General features: G+C 66.1%; 15 protein-coding genes. 6 read left to right on the forward strand and 9 right to left on the reverse strand.

The genetic code is table 11. From position 1 onward, the window contains the following. The first annotated feature begins 54 nt into the window (after nt 1–54). Nucleotides 55–474 carry a DUF2992 family protein gene (locus AKJ09_RS10845; RefSeq protein WP_146647119.1) on the forward strand — a complete coding sequence of 140 codons (420 nt, stop codon included), beginning with the start codon at nt 55–57 and terminating at the stop codon, nt 472–474. Nucleotides 475–513: 39 nt separating this feature from the next. On the opposite strand, the gene AKJ09_RS10850 is transcribed toward AKJ09_RS10845, so the two are convergent. Together AKJ09_RS10850 and AKJ09_RS10855 are read right to left on the reverse strand one after the other, a co-directional pair. Further along, nucleotides 514–1,746: a MopE-related protein gene (locus tag AKJ09_RS10850; protein ID WP_146647120.1), complete on the reverse strand. Its 1,233-nt coding sequence runs from the start codon at nt 1,744–1,746 to the stop codon at nt 514–516. Between the two features lie 231 nt (nt 1,747–1,977). Continuing rightward, a complete protein-coding gene (locus AKJ09_RS10855; RefSeq protein ID WP_146647121.1) occupies nt 1,978–2,274 on the reverse strand; it encodes a hypothetical protein in 297 nt (98 codons plus the stop codon). Between the two features lie 326 nt (nt 2,275–2,600). On the opposite strand from AKJ09_RS10855, the gene AKJ09_RS54215 reads away from it, so the two are divergent. Further along, nucleotides 2,601–2,750 (forward strand): hypothetical protein, encoded by a 150-nt coding sequence (locus AKJ09_RS54215; RefSeq protein ID WP_205633681.1) that lies wholly within the window; start codon nt 2,601–2,603, stop codon nt 2,748–2,750. A 143-nt stretch (nt 2,751–2,893) separates the two neighbouring features. Here the strand turns inward: AKJ09_RS54215 and AKJ09_RS10865 are convergent, their stop codons facing one another. Then, entirely contained in the window at nt 2,894–3,121 is a 228-nt protein-coding gene (locus AKJ09_RS10865) for a Holliday junction ATP-dependent DNA helicase RuvA (protein WP_146647123.1), read from the reverse strand. A gap of 29 nt (nt 3,122–3,150) precedes the next feature. Continuing rightward, entirely contained in the window at nt 3,151–4,098 is a 948-nt protein-coding gene (locus tag AKJ09_RS10870) for a hypothetical protein (RefSeq protein WP_146647124.1), read from the reverse strand. 441 nt (nt 4,099–4,539) lie between these two features. Here AKJ09_RS10870 and AKJ09_RS10875 point away from each other — a divergent pair, with 441 nt between their 5' ends. Then, nucleotides 4,540–4,983, forward strand: a complete 444-nt coding sequence (locus tag AKJ09_RS10875) for a GNAT family N-acetyltransferase (protein WP_146647125.1) — start codon at nt 4,540–4,542, stop codon at nt 4,981–4,983. Nucleotides 4,984–5,030: 47 nt separating this feature from the next. Here the strand turns inward: AKJ09_RS10875 and AKJ09_RS10880 are convergent, their stop codons facing one another. Beyond that, nucleotides 5,031–6,581, reverse strand: a complete 1,551-nt coding sequence (locus AKJ09_RS10880; RefSeq protein ID WP_146647126.1) for an MFS transporter — start codon at nt 6,579–6,581, stop codon at nt 5,031–5,033. Between the two features lie 145 nt (nt 6,582–6,726). On the opposite strand from AKJ09_RS10880, the gene AKJ09_RS10885 reads away from it, so the two are divergent. Both AKJ09_RS10885 and AKJ09_RS10890 read left to right on the forward strand, forming a co-directional pair. Then, entirely contained in the window at nt 6,727–7,593 is an 867-nt protein-coding gene (locus AKJ09_RS10885) for a LysR family transcriptional regulator (RefSeq protein ID WP_146647127.1), read from the forward strand. 170 nt (nt 7,594–7,763) lie between these two features. Continuing rightward, on the forward strand, nt 7,764–12,782 hold the full coding sequence (locus AKJ09_RS10890) for a GAF domain-containing sensor histidine kinase (protein WP_169927438.1): 5,019 nt from the start codon (nt 7,764–7,766) through the stop codon (nt 12,780–12,782). A 16-nt stretch (nt 12,783–12,798) separates the two neighbouring features. On the opposite strand, the gene AKJ09_RS10895 is transcribed toward AKJ09_RS10890, so the two are convergent. Continuing rightward, nucleotides 12,799–13,506 carry an alpha/beta fold hydrolase gene (locus tag AKJ09_RS10895; protein ID WP_146647129.1) on the reverse strand — a complete coding sequence of 236 codons (708 nt, stop codon included), beginning with the start codon at nt 13,504–13,506 and terminating at the stop codon, nt 12,799–12,801. Beyond that, on the reverse strand, nt 13,503–14,588 hold the full coding sequence (locus AKJ09_RS10900; RefSeq protein WP_146647130.1) for an alpha/beta fold hydrolase: 1,086 nt from the start codon (nt 14,586–14,588) through the stop codon (nt 13,503–13,505). The genes AKJ09_RS10895 and AKJ09_RS10900 overlap by 4 nt, the downstream gene beginning before the upstream one ends. 50 nt (nt 14,589–14,638) lie before the next feature. On the opposite strand from AKJ09_RS10900, the gene AKJ09_RS10905 reads away from it, so the two are divergent. Next, entirely contained in the window at nt 14,639–15,124 is a 486-nt protein-coding gene (locus AKJ09_RS10905) for a MarR family winged helix-turn-helix transcriptional regulator (RefSeq protein WP_146647131.1), read from the forward strand. Nucleotides 15,125–15,250: 126 nt separating this feature from the next. On the opposite strand, the gene AKJ09_RS10910 is transcribed toward AKJ09_RS10905, so the two are convergent. Both AKJ09_RS10910 and AKJ09_RS10915 read right to left on the reverse strand, forming a co-directional pair. After that, on the reverse strand, nt 15,251–16,357 hold the full coding sequence (locus AKJ09_RS10910; RefSeq protein WP_146647132.1) for a sensor histidine kinase: 1,107 nt from the start codon (nt 16,355–16,357) through the stop codon (nt 15,251–15,253). Then, a complete protein-coding gene (locus AKJ09_RS10915; RefSeq protein ID WP_146647133.1) occupies nt 16,350–17,045 on the reverse strand; it encodes a response regulator transcription factor in 696 nt (231 codons plus the stop codon). The genes AKJ09_RS10910 and AKJ09_RS10915 overlap by 8 nt, the downstream gene beginning before the upstream one ends. Between the last annotated feature and the right edge of the window lie 9 nt (nt 17,046–17,054).

Genomic DNA, 17,054 nt, shown 5'->3' on the forward strand with positions numbered 1-17,054 from the left:
GCGGAGACACATCCCGCGACGACCCATGGCGCAACCCTCAGGAGAGGTGCGCGCATGGGTTCGTTTACGGTCTTCTTCGACGGTCAATTCTGGGTAGGTCTCGCCGTTCGCCATCGCGACTCGAACTCGCGCGTTCCGGAGGTGGCTCGGGTCGTGTTCGGCCCGGAGCCTTCGGACGCCGAGCTTCTGGAGTGGACGCGCGAGCAGTTTCAGCGGCTCGAATATCGTGCGGTCGACTCCACCGCGCCTCTCGAGCGAGCGTCTGCCGGAAACCCCAAGCGCCGACAGCGCGAGGCACGGCGAGCGCTCGAAGAAACCACGACGCGGACGCGCGCCCAAACTGCTTTGGCCGCGGCACTCGAGGAAGAGCGCGGGAAGCAAGAGCGAGAGCGTCGGGCTCGTCGGCAAGAGCAGGCTGACGAGCGATTCCGATGCCGCGCCGAGAAGCGGAAGCGAGCTCGTCGCGGAAAGTGAGAGCCTCGTCCGATCAGAACGAGGCGCTCACGAAGACGGTCACGGCTGGCCCGCCGACACGGCGACGATCACGACGTTCGGGGCGGGATTGAGCGACAAGTTCTTGAAGGAGATGCTCTTGAGAACCTTCGTGCGCGCGGCGCACGAGAGATTCACGTCGATCGCGTACATCTTTGGATTGTTGAAGGAGGGCTCCGCGTCGTCGGTACGCGACACGCGACCAAATCCATAGATGATCGACGGTGTGCCGTTGTACCAGTCCCTCAGAGAAGCCGTCGACAGGTCCTTCGAGCCGTCGGAGTACTCCAGCGTCACGGAGACTCCCGTCGAGCCCTCGGTGGCGAATCCCAAGATACTCACCGACGCGAAGCTGGCCGGCGTGACGAGTGAGAGTGTGCCTTCCTGGCCCGCCCCGAGCTTCAGCATGTTGCTCTTATCGAATGGAGCAAGTTGGTATTGCCGCCCATTGGCCAGGATGGTGCCGGAGTTGGGCAATCCGCCGGCAATCCCGGCGACCGCGGCATAGGTCTGCGTGTAGAGGACGTGCGCTGTCAGATCGAGACTGGAAGACGTCGTCGTCGCCGCGGGCTTCATCTCGGCGATGGCGTCGACGTTGAAGCCGCGGACGCTCACGGGCGTGCCCGGCATCATCATGGGGCCCGTCTCGTCCATCACGCCATCGCAGTCGTTGTCGAGGCCGCACGTCTTCGGCCCAGGAGCTCCGGGCGTGCAGGTATTCGTCACGCCGCCCGGCAAGCACCCCGGAACCGTGGTCTTGCAAGTACCGACTCCGCACGTCAGCTCGGCGACGTCTTCGTCGATCTCGCCGTCGCAATCGTTGTCGAGACCATCGCACGTCTCGGCCGACGGCTCTTTCGGTGTGCACGTCTGGATTCGGCCGCCCACGCATGCCGGCACCGTTCGAACGCATTCGCCCTTGCCGCAGGTGATGGTCCCACCGTCGTCTTCGCACTCGTTCGGACGGGCATCGGCGGCGTCGCCGCTCGAGCCGTCTTCGACGGGCGCCGCAGCATCGTCCGCCGTCGTGAGACCGGCATCGGCCTCCGCATCGACGACATCGATGGCATCGAGATTCCCGACATCCGTCGATCCACCACACGCCGCGAGGGAGAGGGCGAGAGCAGCTCCGCCCAGCGCGGACCAAATCGCCAAACGCGCGAGCCGTCCCCGATGAAGAATCCCCTCGTTCGGGGCCGCCTTTTGACGGTGTGCAGCCACATGCGCGCTCGTCTCGACGGGGATTCCGGCCATTCTCCAGCGCTACTCGCTCCACGACACGGAGGTCAAGGAGCGTTCCTGTGTACGAACGGGTGCGTCCCCGCTGTGTTGCTCGGGAGGCAGCTCCTCCGATGGCGGCGGCGCAACTACCCAGCAGAATCCAAAGGGGACCGGCAAGCCATCGGGCTGCACGTGTGACGTCACCGTCAATGGCGAGTCGAAGTCGATTGCATGCGAAGACGAGGCATGTGTCGGTGGCACGTCCTACTCGTGCAGCAGCTCCGCAGAGATCACGCGTGGCGCCGAGTGTTCGTCATCACCCAACGAAGGGGGCACCAAGGACGGGGGTGGGTCGGACGCGTCGTCGAGCGGCGGCACGAACACGTGCACGCTCGACTCGTGCAACACCAATGCGGACTGCGTCTCCCCGTGGAAGTGCTTCGCGCTGGACACCACCGGCGGAAAGAAGGCGTGCTTTCCGACGGAGCTCATCTTCTCCACGAGCGACAAGGACGGCGAGCCATGCCTCGCCCACTCCGAGCGCGTGAAGATGCGTGTCACGTGTAGCGATAATCCGATCTTTGCGTGCGTGCTGCCGGAGTGCACCTCCTCGGCGCAGAAGCCGGCGACCGTCCAGTCCGTGAAGTGCTACTGACGTAGACGACTCACTGCCCGAGATATTGCTGTATCAGGCATCACGCCCTGCCGGTGAGCGCTCACCCGTCTGAGACTACTTGTGCTCAGGGCATGGGAGCGTCGTGCATCCCAAAGCTGGGACGTTAAATTCGTGGCTGATGGCACACTTGCAGGTGTTGCACCCGTCGGCAGCTGGACACACCGTCTGTCCGTCCGCCGGGCACGAGAAGAAAACGCCGCCGTCAGGGCCCATGACGTCGCAGCTCGCCGGCGGCTGGCCAGCGTCGGCCGATCCGTCGCTACCACTTTCGGCCGGATGTGAAGTCGTCTCGCCGCCACAGGCCAGCAAGAGCATCGCTGCCGCCAATCCCGCTCGCATGACGAAACGCCCCATGGCGTGAGTATACGCGCACGCGTCGTGGGAGGCCCGAGACCAGAACTACGGGTTTCCACGTACACATCGGATTCGATGAGTCCCGGTTTTAGGGAAGCGGCCGTCAGGGATGCGAAGTCGAGCGCAAGCCAGCAACGTCTCGTGAGCGAGTCATGTGAGGATGCCGAGGGCTTCACGAACGAGCGTCTCGATCGGCCGCCTCCACGGCTCGTCGCACTCCTTTCGGTCGATCACGAGAAGGGCGCGGTCGGCTTCGACGCCGCGGAAGCCGAGAGTAAGCAGCGCGGCACGCAAGTGTTTCCGCGCGTCGTCGTCCCGCGTCTGCTCGGGCGCGACGTGGCTCGCCTCGAGAGCAAGGCCACCGATGGCCGCAGGCAACGCCGTAGCCGCTGTCGTGGTTGCCCTCGTTACTCCAAACTTTCGCTGGGAGACGTCGGCCGGTCCAGAGAAGGGCGCGCTGCGATCTCCTCGGAGCGAGGGTCCCTTACGACGACCGCGGATCCGGGTTTCGACGTGCGCGCGACCGAACACGCGCTCGGCAGCGTGGTGGTTGTGCGCTCGGCACGCGCTCGCGAGGTCGTACCGAGCTTCTCCTTCGAGAGCTTCTCGATGAGTAGCTCGACAGCGCGTTCGACGATGGTCGCGAGATCCCCACTCGGATTTTGGTGACTCATGAGAGCACACGCGAGCTCCAGCTTGTCGCGAGGGGCCTCATTGGCCGTGAGCTGTAATTTGTAACGCCGCTCGGCGATGGCCTGTAGCTGCGGTGTCGGCGACTGCGACGCCGTCGTGAACGCTTCCTGCGACGAAGCGGTCGAAGAGGACGGTCGGCGATCGGGCAGCTTCCGAATCGACGCTCGGACGTCGGGCTTCGGCGCCATCCGCGCCACGAGCTCCTCGACCTCACGCTTCGTCTTACCGCTCGCAGCGGCGACGATCTCCTCGACATTCGCCTCCGTGAGCAGGTCACGCAGAAGCACGAGACTCGAGAGATGAATTCGTCCCGAGGCAATGACATCGAGCAGCACTGGCAAACGCCGAACGAGACGCGCCGCCGTGAGTCTTCGAAACGCTTCTCGCTCGCTGAAGCCGAGCCTGCGCGTGCAAAAATCGAACATCGACGAACATCCGACCTCGAGATGGATCCGGCGCTCTTCGACCTCGACGAGATAGACGATCACCCTCGCGAGCGACTGCCTCTCCGCACCGACGAACGACCTCAGATCGACGAGAATCTCTTCATTCGACAGCGTCGCGAGAAGTCTCGGCTTCGTGTTCGCACGGACGCAGCCTCTCGCGCCGTCGCCCGTCGGCTCTTCTCCGCCACGATCGTTCCCGCAGAGCCACTCGCCCACAGTCCGACGCCATGCCTGCCACGCTTGCCGCACCTGTCCAGCGAGCTGCTCGCCCTCGGCCCGATCTTGAGTTCGAACGCTTCATCCTGCCTCCGCGCCGCTCCACGGTGCGAGGAAAGCGTCGTTCGGAGATCAAGATGAGCAACGACGACCGATAACGCCCAACCGCGGTCAAAGAGGTCGCCGTAAGTGAACGCATGGCGTCTAGAGCGGGAACTCGAGTCGCCGCGGCCCGTCTGGAGGAAGGCGCCCCCCTCGACGGGCCCAGCGACTACCCGTCGAGAGTCTCTCCGCCGGCGACCAAAGAGGATGCAACGTAGGAACCTCAACGAGTGGTGGCGCGATCGCCGCAACCGGTTTGGCCACGCGAATGCCTCTCGTGAGGAGGCGTCGCCGCGGCTAGGCTTCACTCCAGGTCCCGCTCTAGAACTCGTCCAGTCGATGACCATCCACATCCGCCTCGCCACCGAGGACGATCGCCCCGACCTGCGCGAGCTTTTCCTGCAGGCGCGTAGAGCTACATTCGCCTGGCTCCCCAGCGAGACCTTCCAATTGGACGACTACGATGACCAGACCCGCGGCGAACGCGTGCTGGTGGCGGAGACCGACGACGGAGCCCTTGTCGGCTTCGTCGCGCTGTGGGAGCCGGACCGGTTCGTCCATCACCTCTATCTCGCCGCCGGGCAACAGCGCCAAGGCATCGGCCGTGCCTTGCTGCACGCACTGGGCTGGCCGGAGCAACCGTTGCACCTCAAATGCCTGCGCCGCAACGAGGCGGCGCTGGCGTTCTACTTCAAGCTGGGCTTTGTCGGCATCGGCCAGGGCCAGGGTGCCGACGGCGAGTACGTGCTGCTCGCCTCGCAGCGCGTGCAAGGCTCAGGCTGAGCGCTCCACGCTCCGGCGCACTGGCCGGCGCACTGCGCGTGCCGAGTTTACAACGTCGCTTCGCGCGCCGCGACCTCCACCTCGAGAACGCGTCGCGGGCCGAAGACGACGAAGCTGAGCGCCGCGAGGAGCCACGCGGAAAGGCCGCCGTAGAGCATCACCAAGCCGAATCCTCGGACGAGCGCCGCGTGCACGCCGGCACCCGAAGGATCCAGGGTATCGAGTGCCGGGAAGGCCTGCGGTAGCGCGCCGAGATCGCCCGCGGCGGCCGCTGCGGCGAGCGCCTTCTGCTGCGAATCGTCGAGAGCGGCCGCGAAGGTGCCTGACAGGAACGAGCGGGTTCCCTGCACGAGGATCAGCCCCATCACCGCGATGTTGATGGCAAGAGTGACGAGCCGCGCGCTGATGTCGATCCCCGATGCCATGCCGGCTCGGTTGCTCGGGACCGAGCCCGTGGTGGTGTTCGTCACCGGCGTGCTGGTCAGGCCGAGGCCGACGCCGGCGACGAAAGCACCGGGAAGCACGGTCAGCCAATTGGCATGTTCGAGGCCGCTTCCGAGGCGCATCAGGAGGAAGCCCGTCCCCATGACCGCCATCCCCAGCGGAATGGTCAGGCGAGGACCCCAAGCGCGGAGCAGACGGTCCGCGAGAGGCGGCATCACCAAGAAGGGAATCGTATAGGCCAAGAGCAGGAGCCCGACCGACCTACTATCGAGACCGAGGCCTGCCTTGAAGTAGATAGGCAGGTAGATCATGAATGGCCAGTAGCAAACGTTCATCCCGATACAGCCCAAGATCGCCCCGCTGAACGCTCGGATTCGGAAGACCGAGAAGTCGAACATCGGATGTTGCCTGGTCTTCTCCACGATCAGAAAGGCAGCAAGGCTGACGACGGTGAGCGCCGCGAGGCCGAGCGTCGTGGCCTGTCCCAGCTCCGCTCCTTGCGTGATCAGATAAGTCAGACCGAAGACCCCGAGCGTGAGGGTGACGATGCCTGCGCCGTCGATCGTCTTCGCGTGCGGGTCGCGCGATTCCCGGATGCCGATGTTGGCGCTCATCAGCGTCAAGAGCGTCAGCGGGACGTGGATCAGGAACACCCACTGCCAACTCGCCAGCGTCGCGAGGGTACTGCCGATGATCGGACCGAAGCCCAGGCCGATGCCGCTGATGACACCCCAGGTGGAGAATGCGCGCCCGCGCTCGCGCCCGTCCTGAAACTGATGGGAGAGGATCGCGACCACGCACGTGAACATCGCTCCACCGGCGAGGCCCTGGAGGAAGCGCATGGCGATCAGCATCGACGCGCCCTCGGCCAGACCGCACAGCAGCGACGTGACGCCGAAGGCCAACGTGGCCGCCATGAAGACGCGCTTGCGACCATAGCGATCGGCGAGCGTGCCTGTCGCCATCAGCACGGTCGTGCAGGCGATCGTATAGGCGTTCATGATCCATTGCAGACCGTGGAAGTCGCAATGCAGCACCTTCTCGAGCGTCGGCAGGATCACGGGGACGCTCGAGATCTCGAGGCCGAACATCAGCGACGCGAGGCACGCCCCGACGAGCGCGACGGTATTCTGGGCGGATTGGGAAAGAGCCATGAACTTCCTTCTGTCGACGTGACCAAGCGCCCCCCGATGCGAAACCGGGAGGCGCGAGACCTGCCGCCACTTTGGCCAATCCAGCTCATGACGGAAGTGAATTGATTTCGTCGCACTCAGTTGGGTTCGTCATATATTGGCCGGGATGGATTTCGACCCTGCCCTTCTGCGTGCCTTCGTCGCCGTTCGCGAGGCGGGCGGCTTCACGCGCGCGGCCGAGCGGCTGCATCTGACGCAGTCGGCGGTCAGCCATCAAATACGACGGCTCGAAGAGCAGATCGGCCGTCCGCTCCTCTCACGCACGACGCGCAAGCTCGTCCTCACCGAGGACGGCGAAGACTTTCTGCGCCACGCCGAGCAGATCCTGCACGCGCAAGACGCGCTGACCCGGCGCTTCCAGCAGTCCTCGGTTTCCGGCGTCGTGCGCTTCGGCGTCCCCGAGAATTTCATGGGAGATCGGCTCCCTCAGCTCCTTCGTCGCTTCGCTTGCGTGTTCCCGGCTGTGCGGCTGGAGGTGTCGGTCAGCGTCTGCCTCGACTTGCGGGCCAAGGTCGAAGCGGGAGAGCTCGATCTCGCCGTGGCGCTCGTCCGCGCAGGCGAAGGCGGCGGCAAGGTGCTCCGCCGCATGCAGTACGTCTGGGTGGCGGCGGAGACGTTCGAGTTCGCTGGCGCATCGCTACCGCTCGCGCTCTCTCCGCCACCTTGTGCATGGCGCGGGATGGCCGTCGACGCGCTCGCCGAGTCGGACGTCGAATGGCACGTCGCCTTCACGTCGGCCAACCAGCATGGCCTACGGGCAGCGGTGCTGGCAGGACTGGCCGTCTCGCTCCTCGCGGACGACGAGCTCGCGCCCGGGATGACGATCATCGACGATCAGTACGGTCTGCCGCCTTTGCCGAAAGCGGAGTTCGCACTGATCTGGAGCCCCGGCACGAAGCCGCGATATGCGCGCGCGCTCGGACGCCTGATCGTCGAAGCTGCGACGTGTCCCCAGCCCGCCAAACCGCTCTGAGACGAGGCTGGGCGTATCCATCATGCGCCCGTGAAGCTCCGCACGAATCTGACGCCATTTGCGCGGGTTTGCGCTCGGTTCTATGGATCCTTATGCGGGATGCTACGCGCGCATCGTCGGGAGCTCGTGCTGGCCAGCACCTCATCCAGCGCGGTCGACGTTTTACGGTCGTGCGGACCCGCTTCCTCGACCGGGCTGTCGTGATCAAGACGCCAACGGACGCGGACAGTGACGAGGCCGCCGCTGCACTACGACACGAGTACGCCGTGCTCCAGAGGTTCGCCGGTACCGGCTCGAGCGGCATCGCCCGCGCGATCGAGTTTCACGAGGCTCTTGGAGCTCCTGCGCTCGTGCTCGAGGATGCAGGGCCCTCGACGTTGAGGGATTTGCGAATGCCGCTCGAGGTCGGGACCTTTCTCGACATCGGTCGCGCGCTCACTGACATCCTCGCGCGCGTACACGGAGGAGGCATCGTTCACCGAGATATCCAGCCGGCAAACGTCGTTCTCGATGCAGAGGGTCGCCCGACGCTCGTGGACTTCGATCTCGCCGTCACCGGCCCCGAATCGGCGTCGCCGCTGCCGCTCGAGCTCGCCGACTCCCTTCCCTACGTTGCTCCGGAACAAACGGGCCGTATGAGTTGCGGGGTCGACCACCGAAGCGACCTCTACTCGCTGGGAATCGTGTTTTACGAATTGCTGACGGGAGCGCCGCCGTTTCGCGCGAAGGACCCGCTCGGCATCGTCCACGCCCACCTCGCTCGCGCGCCCATCTCGGCCTCGCTCGTCGCGCGCCGCGTCCCCGATCAGCTCTCCCGCATCGTCGACAAGCTTCTCGCCAAGATGCCCGAGGATCGCTACCAGTCCGCGCTTGCACTCGCCGCCGACCTCGCGGAGGTTCAGCGGCAGTGGCAGGCGGGTGACGTTGCGACCTTCGACCTGGCCAGCCTCGACCTCGCCTTGAAGCTTCCGCTTCCCGAGCGGCTCTACGGTCGCGAGCGTGATCTCGCGACACTCACGGGCCTGCTCGACCGCGTCGGCTCCGAGGGCGCCGCGCTCGTGCTCGTCGCTGGAGCCGCCGGCGTCGGCAAGAGCACGCTCGTGCGAGCTCTCCGCAACGCGGCGCTCGCGCGTGACGGAAGATACCTCGAGGGCAAATGCGACCTTCGGAAGGCAAACCTTCCCTATGCGGCGCTCGTCGAGGCCATCGACGTGCTCGTCGCAGACATCGTCGCGGGACCCGTTGTCGAGCGTGAGGGCTGGGCGTCGCGGATCCGCGCAGCGCTCGGACCAAGCGCGCGCGTGCTCACCGACCTCGCGCCACGATTGGTCGACATCATCGGTGAGCCACCTCCGCCACCGCCGCTCGAGCCGTTGGACGCAAAGCTACGCCTCCAGGCCACCGTGCGAGCCTTCCTCGGCGTCTTCACCTCGAAAGCGCGCCCACTCGTGCTTCTGCTGGACGATCTGCAATGGGCGGACGCCTCGACGGTCGAGACTTTGTCCGCCCTCGCCGCGGATCCCGACAGTGCTCATCTGCTCTTGGTGGGCGCCTTCCGCGCGGACGAGATCGCGGACTCGCGCGCCGTCCTCCGTCTCGAGACGGAGCTACGAGCCGAGGACGTCTCCGTGACGAGGATCGATCTGCAGCCGCTCTCCGAAGTCGACGTGGAGCACCTGCTCACGGATGCGGTCGGCCCACGAGATGGAGACGATGTTCGACGGCTGGCGGCGATCGTTCATCGGAAGACGGCAGGCAATCCATTCTTCGTCCGGCAGCTGCTTCGCGAGCTGCAGAAGCAGGGCCTCGTCGCGTTCGATTCCCATCGAGGCGGCTGGACATGGGATGTCCGGCGAATCGAGGACGTCGCGATCACCGACAACGTCGTCGATCTTCTCGCAAAGGCCATCGACGATCTCCCCGAGGCAGCGAGGCAACTCCTTCCGATCGCCGCTTGCTCGGGGAAGGTCGTCGATGTCCGAACGCTCGCGGCCGTCACGGGATCGACCGAGGAGGCCGTCAACGATGCCCTGAAGGCCCCGCTCGACGAAGGGCTGCTCGGCGTCGACGCCGCGCTCGGCCCCCACACGTATCGGTTCGCGCACGACCGGGTCCAGCAAGCTGCTTACTCCCGGCTCGACGAGCAGCAACGACGCGAGATCCACCTGAGGATCGGACGTCATCTGCTGCAGCGTTCCTCCGACGTCGATCCATGGATCTTCGACGCCGCCGACCAAATGAACCTCGGCGCTCCGCTGCTCGCCTCCGACGACGATCGGATCGCGCTCGCGCAGCTCGACGCTCGCGCGGGTCGGAAGGCGCAGCGAGCCACCGCCTACGACTCTGCGCTCGCCTACCTGTGCGCCGGCCTCGCCGCGCTCCCTGAGTCCTCGTGGGAGGCACGGCACGAGCTTGCCTTCTCGCTCCACCGGGACGCCGCCAAGTGCGCGCTCGTGAGCGGTGACCATGACCTCTCGCGTCACCTCGCCCTCGACGCGCTCGAACACGCGTGGTCGCGGTGTGAGAAGGCCGACATCTACAACCTGCTCGTCGTTAGCGCGACCGTCCGATCCGCATGGGACGAGGCCCTCTCGAGGGGCCTGGAAGGCCTTCGCGACCTCGGCTTCGAAGGAATTCCGGAGAACATCGAGGAAGGAATCGCCCGCGAACGCCACGCGATCGACCTGCTCATGCGCGGTCGATCCATCGAGCGGCTCATCGACGAGTCGGTCATCACGGACGAAGGCGACGATGCCGTCTTGCGACTCCTCGAGAGCATCATCCACCCCGTCTGGTCGTCGGACCACAAGCTCTTCACGTACGTCTCGGCGCGTTCGGTTCGCTTCATTCTCGAGCACGGAAACGGTCCACCGTCGCCGACGGTATTCGGCACTTGGGCCTTGAGCCTCGCCACGCGGGGCCAGCTCGAAGAGGCGGACGCGTTCGCGCGTCTCGCGGTGAACCTGGCGCGTCGATTCGGTCATCGCGGCCAGGAGGCGCAGGCGACCGACATGTTGGCGGTCTTCGTCCTGGCTTGGCGCCACTTCGATACCGTCATCCCGCAGCTCAGGCACGCCCTGAGCGTCGCACTCGAGAGCGGGGAGGTTCGCACGGCGGCCTACGTGCAGGCGGCGCTCATCGCCCACGGATTCCTCGCAGGGCAGGAGCTCGACGGCTTGGTCCGTGAGATCGACGCGAACATGGTGTTCCTCCTGCGAACGCGGAACGGAGCGTTCAGTCGTTACCAGCTCGCGTACAGACAAGGCATTCGTGCGCTCAAGGGACTCACCTTCGAGCGAGGCCGATTCGACGACGACGACTTCAGCGAAGCGTCCTACCTCGTATCGGTTCGACAAGAGCCCTTCACCCGATGTGTCTACGAGATCCGCCGGCTCGCCACGGCCTACCTCTTTCGCGACTTCGTCGACGCCGCGGCGCACGCGGACGAGGCCGGTCGCCGTGCCGAGTTCGCGGATGCGTACGTCCATGCCGTCGAGCTCAATGTCTTCTCGTCGCTCACGTTCGCGGCGCTCTGCGACGGCGTCGATCCTGAACGCAAGGCGGACCTCCTCGGCAAGGTCCGGCAGAACCAGCAAATCGCAACACGATGGCTAACCGCTGGCGCAACGAACGTCCGCTCCAAGCACCTTCTCGTCGAAGCGGAACTTGCGCGCCTCGAGGGTCGAGCCATCGACGCCGCCGATCTCTACGACGCCGCGATCGAGGCGGCCGCCGCCACGCGCGTCATCCACGAAGAGGCGCTCGCCCGCGAGCTCGCGGGCAGACACGCGCTTCGTCGCGGCCGCGCCCTCATCGGCGAGGGTCACCTGCGAGAAGCGAGACGGCTCTACGCGGAGTGGGGCGCGTCCGAGAAGGTGCGGGCATTGGAAGAAGAGTTTCCGCTTCTCCGTCTTACAACGCGTACGACGGCAGGGACCGTGGAGGGCGGCGTCGATCTGGTCAGCGTCCTGCGCGTCGCACGCACACTCTCGACCGAGACCGAGCTCGATCAGCTTCTGACTCGACTCCTCCGGGCGTGCATCGAGGCTGCCGGTGCCGAGCGAGCCGCCCTCCTGCTCGAGGAGGACGGCGAGCTCTTCGTACGTGCCTCTGGCAGCGCCCTCGAGACCTCGGTCGTCGAGCGCACGCCGCTTCGTGAAGCCCAATCCGTCCTTGCGCCCCTCGTCGAGCAGGTCCAGGAGACACCGCGCCCGCTGGTCATCGACGACGCTGCCCGCGATCTGCGAGTCGCCGGGCTCGACGATACGCACGATCGCACGCTCAAGTCGCTCCTCGTCCTCCCCATCTGTCGAAAGGGCGCGCTGGTCGCCATCCTGTACTGCGAAAATGGACTCGTGACGCACGCGTTCGACCCGGCGCGCGTCAACGTGCTCGAGCTCCTCTCCTCGCAGATGGCGAGCGCCCTGCAGAACGGGCTCCTCGTGGAGAAGCTTCACGCCGAAGTGGCAGAACGAACCCGCGCCTTCGAAAGAGTGGAAGAAGCCCTTCGCATCCGGGAGGAATTCCTCTCCATCGCCGCCCACGAGCTCAATACGCCGCTCACGTCTCTCAAGCTCATGGTGCAGGCTCTCACCCACGGCAAGCTTCCGCCGGCTCCGGAAAACGTGCACCGTGGACTCTCTCTCGCAGGTCGCCAGATCCAGCGGCTCACGCGTCTGGTCGACGAGCTCCTCGACGTCTCTCGAATCCGCAGCGGGCACTTGGACCTCGCCCTCGAGCACATCGACCTGGTCGACGTCGCCCGCGACGCGATCGACCTGCTCGCGCCGGCGTGCCGCGAATCGGGCTCGACCATCACGCTCACCGCGCCCGAGCCCGTCATGGGGAATTGGGATCGCCTGCGCCTCGAGCAGGTTGTCTCGAACCTGCTTTCCAACGCCATCAAGTTCGGTAGTGGCAAGCCCATCGACGTCGTCGTGGCTCACGCTGGCGGCCGGGCGTCTCTCACGGTGAAGGACCGCGGCATCGGAATCCCCCCCGAACGCGTCGCCCACATCTTCGAGCGCTTCGAACGCGCGGTCTCGGCACGCAGCTACGGCGGGCTCGGGCTCGGGCTGTACATCGCCCGCGCCATCGTCACCGCGCTCGGCGGAACGATCCGCGTCGAGAGCGCGCTGGGCGAAGGGACGACCTTCGTCGTCGAACTTCCAACCACCGCGACCTCGTAAGCATGGCTCTTCGAGGTCACGAGCGCGCGAGCTCGATGATGACCTGCGCGGTCTCGGCGGGGTCGGTGATCATGGGCCAATGGCCGGCGTCGAGCGTGCGGTGCTCCCAGCCGGGATGCGTGGTCAGGTCCGCAGCGGGGGGAGCGACGCGCAGGCAACGCACGTACGCTACGTTCGCGGTCGCTGTTTCCAGCGGCTTCGTGATCGAGACGTTGGCGTAGGTGGCGATCGGTTGCGGAGTCAGGTGGGACTTCATCCAGGCGAAGTCCGCGTCGACGATGCCGTGCCCTGGATACATCTGGTCGAGCTGCTCTCGCGTGAACCAGGGGGTCGCCCCGTCGCTGGCGAGGCTGGTCATGAACCCCGCGACGTCCGGGCCCATCACGTCGAACCAGGATCTGCCGGGCTGCGGGAGCACGGCGTCGAGGAAGATCAACTTTCGGATGCTGCGCGGCTGTCTCTCCAGCAGCGCGGCGGCGACGTAGCCGGCGAAGGAATGCGCGACCAGGATCGCGTCGGCAAGGCCCGACACCGCTGCGCTGAGATCCTCGACCCAGTCATCCAGGGTTACCGTTTTCGCGGGGGTCCGGTCCTCGCCGGTGGTGCGCAATTGCGGGGTCACGGTCTGGAACCCGTGACGGTTCAGGATGGGGGTGACGCGCTGCCATGCCCAGGGGCCGAGACCGCTGCCGCCGACGAGTACGATGGTGCTGGTGGGATTCATGCGTTCGCTCCTACGAGATCGATGAAGTGGGTCAGGTCCGAGAGAAACTCGGAGGGAGAGTCGAGTGAGGCCACGTGGCCGCCGGTGTCGTGCTCGTACCAGGCGACGAGCTCGTTCTCGCGTGACGAGACGGCACGGGAGGCGAAGTCGCCGTGTCGGAACACGCTCACGCCGGTGGGGACGTTCGCGGAGCCGGTGTCGGGATAGCCCGTCGGCAGCGAGTAGATGTGCATGCTCGTGCCGCCGGTGCCGGTCAGCCAGTAGAGGGTCGCGTTGGCCAGGATGAAGTCGGTTCCGAGCCCGAAGTCGTCATGGAGCTCACCCTGCCAGAGCTGGTATTTGTCGAGCTGCCAGGCGAGCTGTCCCGCGGGGGAGTCCGATAGCGCGAACGCCAGCGAGCGGGGTCGTCGGCTCTGCAGTTGCAGGTATCCGCCGCCCTCGACGACGAACTCGCGGAGCCGGGTCCACGCCGGTTCCGCCGCGCTGCCGTCGGCCATGAATCCCCGCAGGCCCGCGCTGACGTGGACTCCGAGCACGCGGTCGGGTTCGAGCGCGCCCATCGCCCGAGCGACCACGGATCCCCAGTCCTGTCCGTGGACGATGAAGCTGCGGTGACCCATCGCCGACATCGCCTCGGCCAGCAGCCGAGCCGAGTCCGCGATCGACCAGGGGCCGGACGGCAACGGGGAGGTCCCGAACCCGGGAAGGCTGGCCAGCACGACCTCCGACGCGACCGCTCGCAGTGGTTCGATCACCCTGTGGAAGGCGAGAAACGAGGTCGGCCAGCCGTGCAGCAGAAGGATCGGCACACGCCCCGCGCCCGCAAACCGAGCCACGTGCACGCGGCGAGCACCGTTGCCCAGCACGGCGTGTTCGCCGGCTCCGGGGCGCGGAGGCTGCGCGAGCCAGCGATCCCACTCCTCCACGAACGGACGGAGGGTCGAGAGCATGAGGTCGTGCGCCCGGTCGTCCGAATCGGGCAGGACGGGCCAGCGCGTCTCGCGCAGGCGCCGGCGCAGAGAGCCCATCTCCTGCCCGGAAGCCGGCAGCGCACCGACGAGAAGTTGGTAACATGCTGTCATCTCCCCGCACTCTGGCTCAATGACAGCATGCTGTCAAACCGAACACCGAGATGAACAAGAACGTCGATGCCGCCCTGCATGCCGTCTTCGAGGCGAACCGGATCCTCCGTGATGCCGGCGAGCACCTCGCCGCGGCCGCCGGTCAGACGCACTCGCGCCGGATGATCCTTCAGGCCGCGGGCGAAGGGGCCACGGTGCCGGACATCGCCCGCAGGCTCGGGCTCCAGCGTCAGAGTGTGCAGCGCGTGGCCGACGAGCTGGTCCACGAAGGTCTGGCCCGATACGAGGACAACCCCCAACACCGCCGCTCGCAGCTCCTTGTGGTGACCAAGGCGGGCGACGCCGCGCTCGCGGTGATCCACCGGGCGCACGCCAAGTGGGTCGACGACATCGAGGCGGCCGTCGGACCACTGGATTGGGCCGCTCTCCGTGCCGGCCTCGAGCGCATCACGCGCGCTGTCCGCGATCAGGACGCGCCGGTATCGGTGACCTCACGGCGGTCGGAGCGAGATGCCCACGGTGCTTCGCGGAAGTGACTCCGCCTATTTCGTGCATGGAACGACAGAAGCCCGCCTCCATGGTGAAGACGGGCTCGTCGAACAGGGTCGGGGAGGCGGGGCCCGCGGGTGGATTTGACGACCGGGGCAGGCAAGACGCTGCAATCAGACGGAAGACCGCGTCGTCGGTGTTCGAGTGTGCGGGGGTGCAGCAGGTAGTTGCACCGTGACGCGGAGCCCGCCAGCGGGCCGTGGAGTGACGGTGAGGGTGCCGTCATGTGCTTGCGTGATGCTTTTGACGATTGCCAGGCCGAGGCCGGCACCTGCGTGGTCGGTGCGTATTCGTTCGGTGCCACGCTGAAACGGCTCGACAAGCGTGGAAGCCAATTCCGGGGCGAGCCTCTCGCCGGTGTTCTCGACAGTGAGCACCACAGTCTTGGGGTGAATGCTGGTCGTGACCCATACGGTGCCCCGTTCGGGCAGGTTGTGGACGATCGCGTTGTGCACAAGGTTCGTAGCCATCTGCAGCAGGAGCGCAGGTGAGCCGATGGTGGGGGTCAGGTCGCCGGAGGTCTCGATGGTGAGGCCGCGTTTTTCTGCGAGTGGGAGAAGCGTTTCCGTGGCTTCTTCTGCGATGAGGAACAGGTCGACCTGCCCTTTGGTGAAGCACCGTTGGTCGGCGCGGCTGAGCAGGAGCAATGCTTCGGTGAGGTCGATCGCTCGGGCGTTGACGACGTGGAGCCGGTCGACAAGTTCGCTGGTGTCGCGGTTCCGATCGCTCTGGGCCACCTCGAGAAGTGTCCGCGTGATCGCCAGTGGCGTGCGCAGTTCGTGGGAGGCGTTGGCTGCGAATCTCTGCTGTTCGGTGACCTGCGCTTCGAGCCGTGCGAGCATGGTGTCGAAGGCGTCGGCGAGCTCGCGGAACTCATCTTTGCGGCCCGGTAGCCGGATTCGGTGGGAGAGCGATCCGTTCGCGGCCGTGCGGGTTGCGTCCGCGATGCGAGTCAGCGGCGCGAGCATCCGGCCGGCTAGAAACCACCCTCCCACAAGACCGAACACGAGCAGGAATGCGAGCACTGCGGCTACCGCCGGAGCGAACGCGCGCAGGAGGCCGGGAACCAAACGCCCGGTGCTCATGATCACAACGTTGGGCCTATATCGGAGAAGGCCCACGCACACGGCGCCGAGTAGCAAGGCCGCTGCAAGCATCAGGACCCCGGCATAGCTGAGGGTGAGTTTGAGGCGGACGCTCAAGCCAGGCGCTCTATCCACGGTCACCTCCCTCACCGCCGGTGCGGGGTGCTATGTCGATGCGGTAGCCGACGCCGGCCACGGTGGCGATGAGCGAGGGTTCGCCGAGGCGTTTGCGCAGCGCCGAGACAGTGATGCGGACGGCGTTGGTGAAGGGGTCGACGTTCTCATCCCACGCACGTTCCAGGAGCTCTTCGGCACTGATGACGCCGCCTTCTGCAGCGACGAGGACTTCGAGCACGGCGAACTGTTTCCGGGTGAGCGCGACGTAGCGGCCATCGCGGTAAACCTCGCGGCGGAACGTATCCAGACGGAGGCCTGCGATCTCTCGTACGGGCGGTCTGTTGTGGGCGCGCCTGCGGTCAAGCGCTCTGAGCCTGAGCACGAGCTCTCGAAGTGCGAAGGGCTTCGTGAGGTAGTCGTCGGCGCCGAGCTCGAACCCGGACGCCTTGTCGTCGAGCCGGTCGGCGGCGGTGAGCATGAGGATCGGCATGCCGCTGCCGGAGGCGACGATGCGTTTGGCGATCTCGTCGCCGGAAGGGCCTGGGATATCGCGGTCGAGGACGGCGATGTCGTACGCGTTGATGCTCAGCAGTTCCAGCGCAGTGTCACCGTCACCGGCGATATCGGCCGCGATCGCTTCCAGGCGTAGGCCATCGCGGATGGCTTGTGCCAGATAGGGTTCGTCCTCGACGATCAACACACGCATGCGCTCTCG

It is taken from the genome of Labilithrix luteola (genome assembly GCF_001263205.1).
GTDB lineage: Bacteria > Myxococcota_A > Polyangia > Polyangiales > Polyangiaceae > Labilithrix > Labilithrix luteola.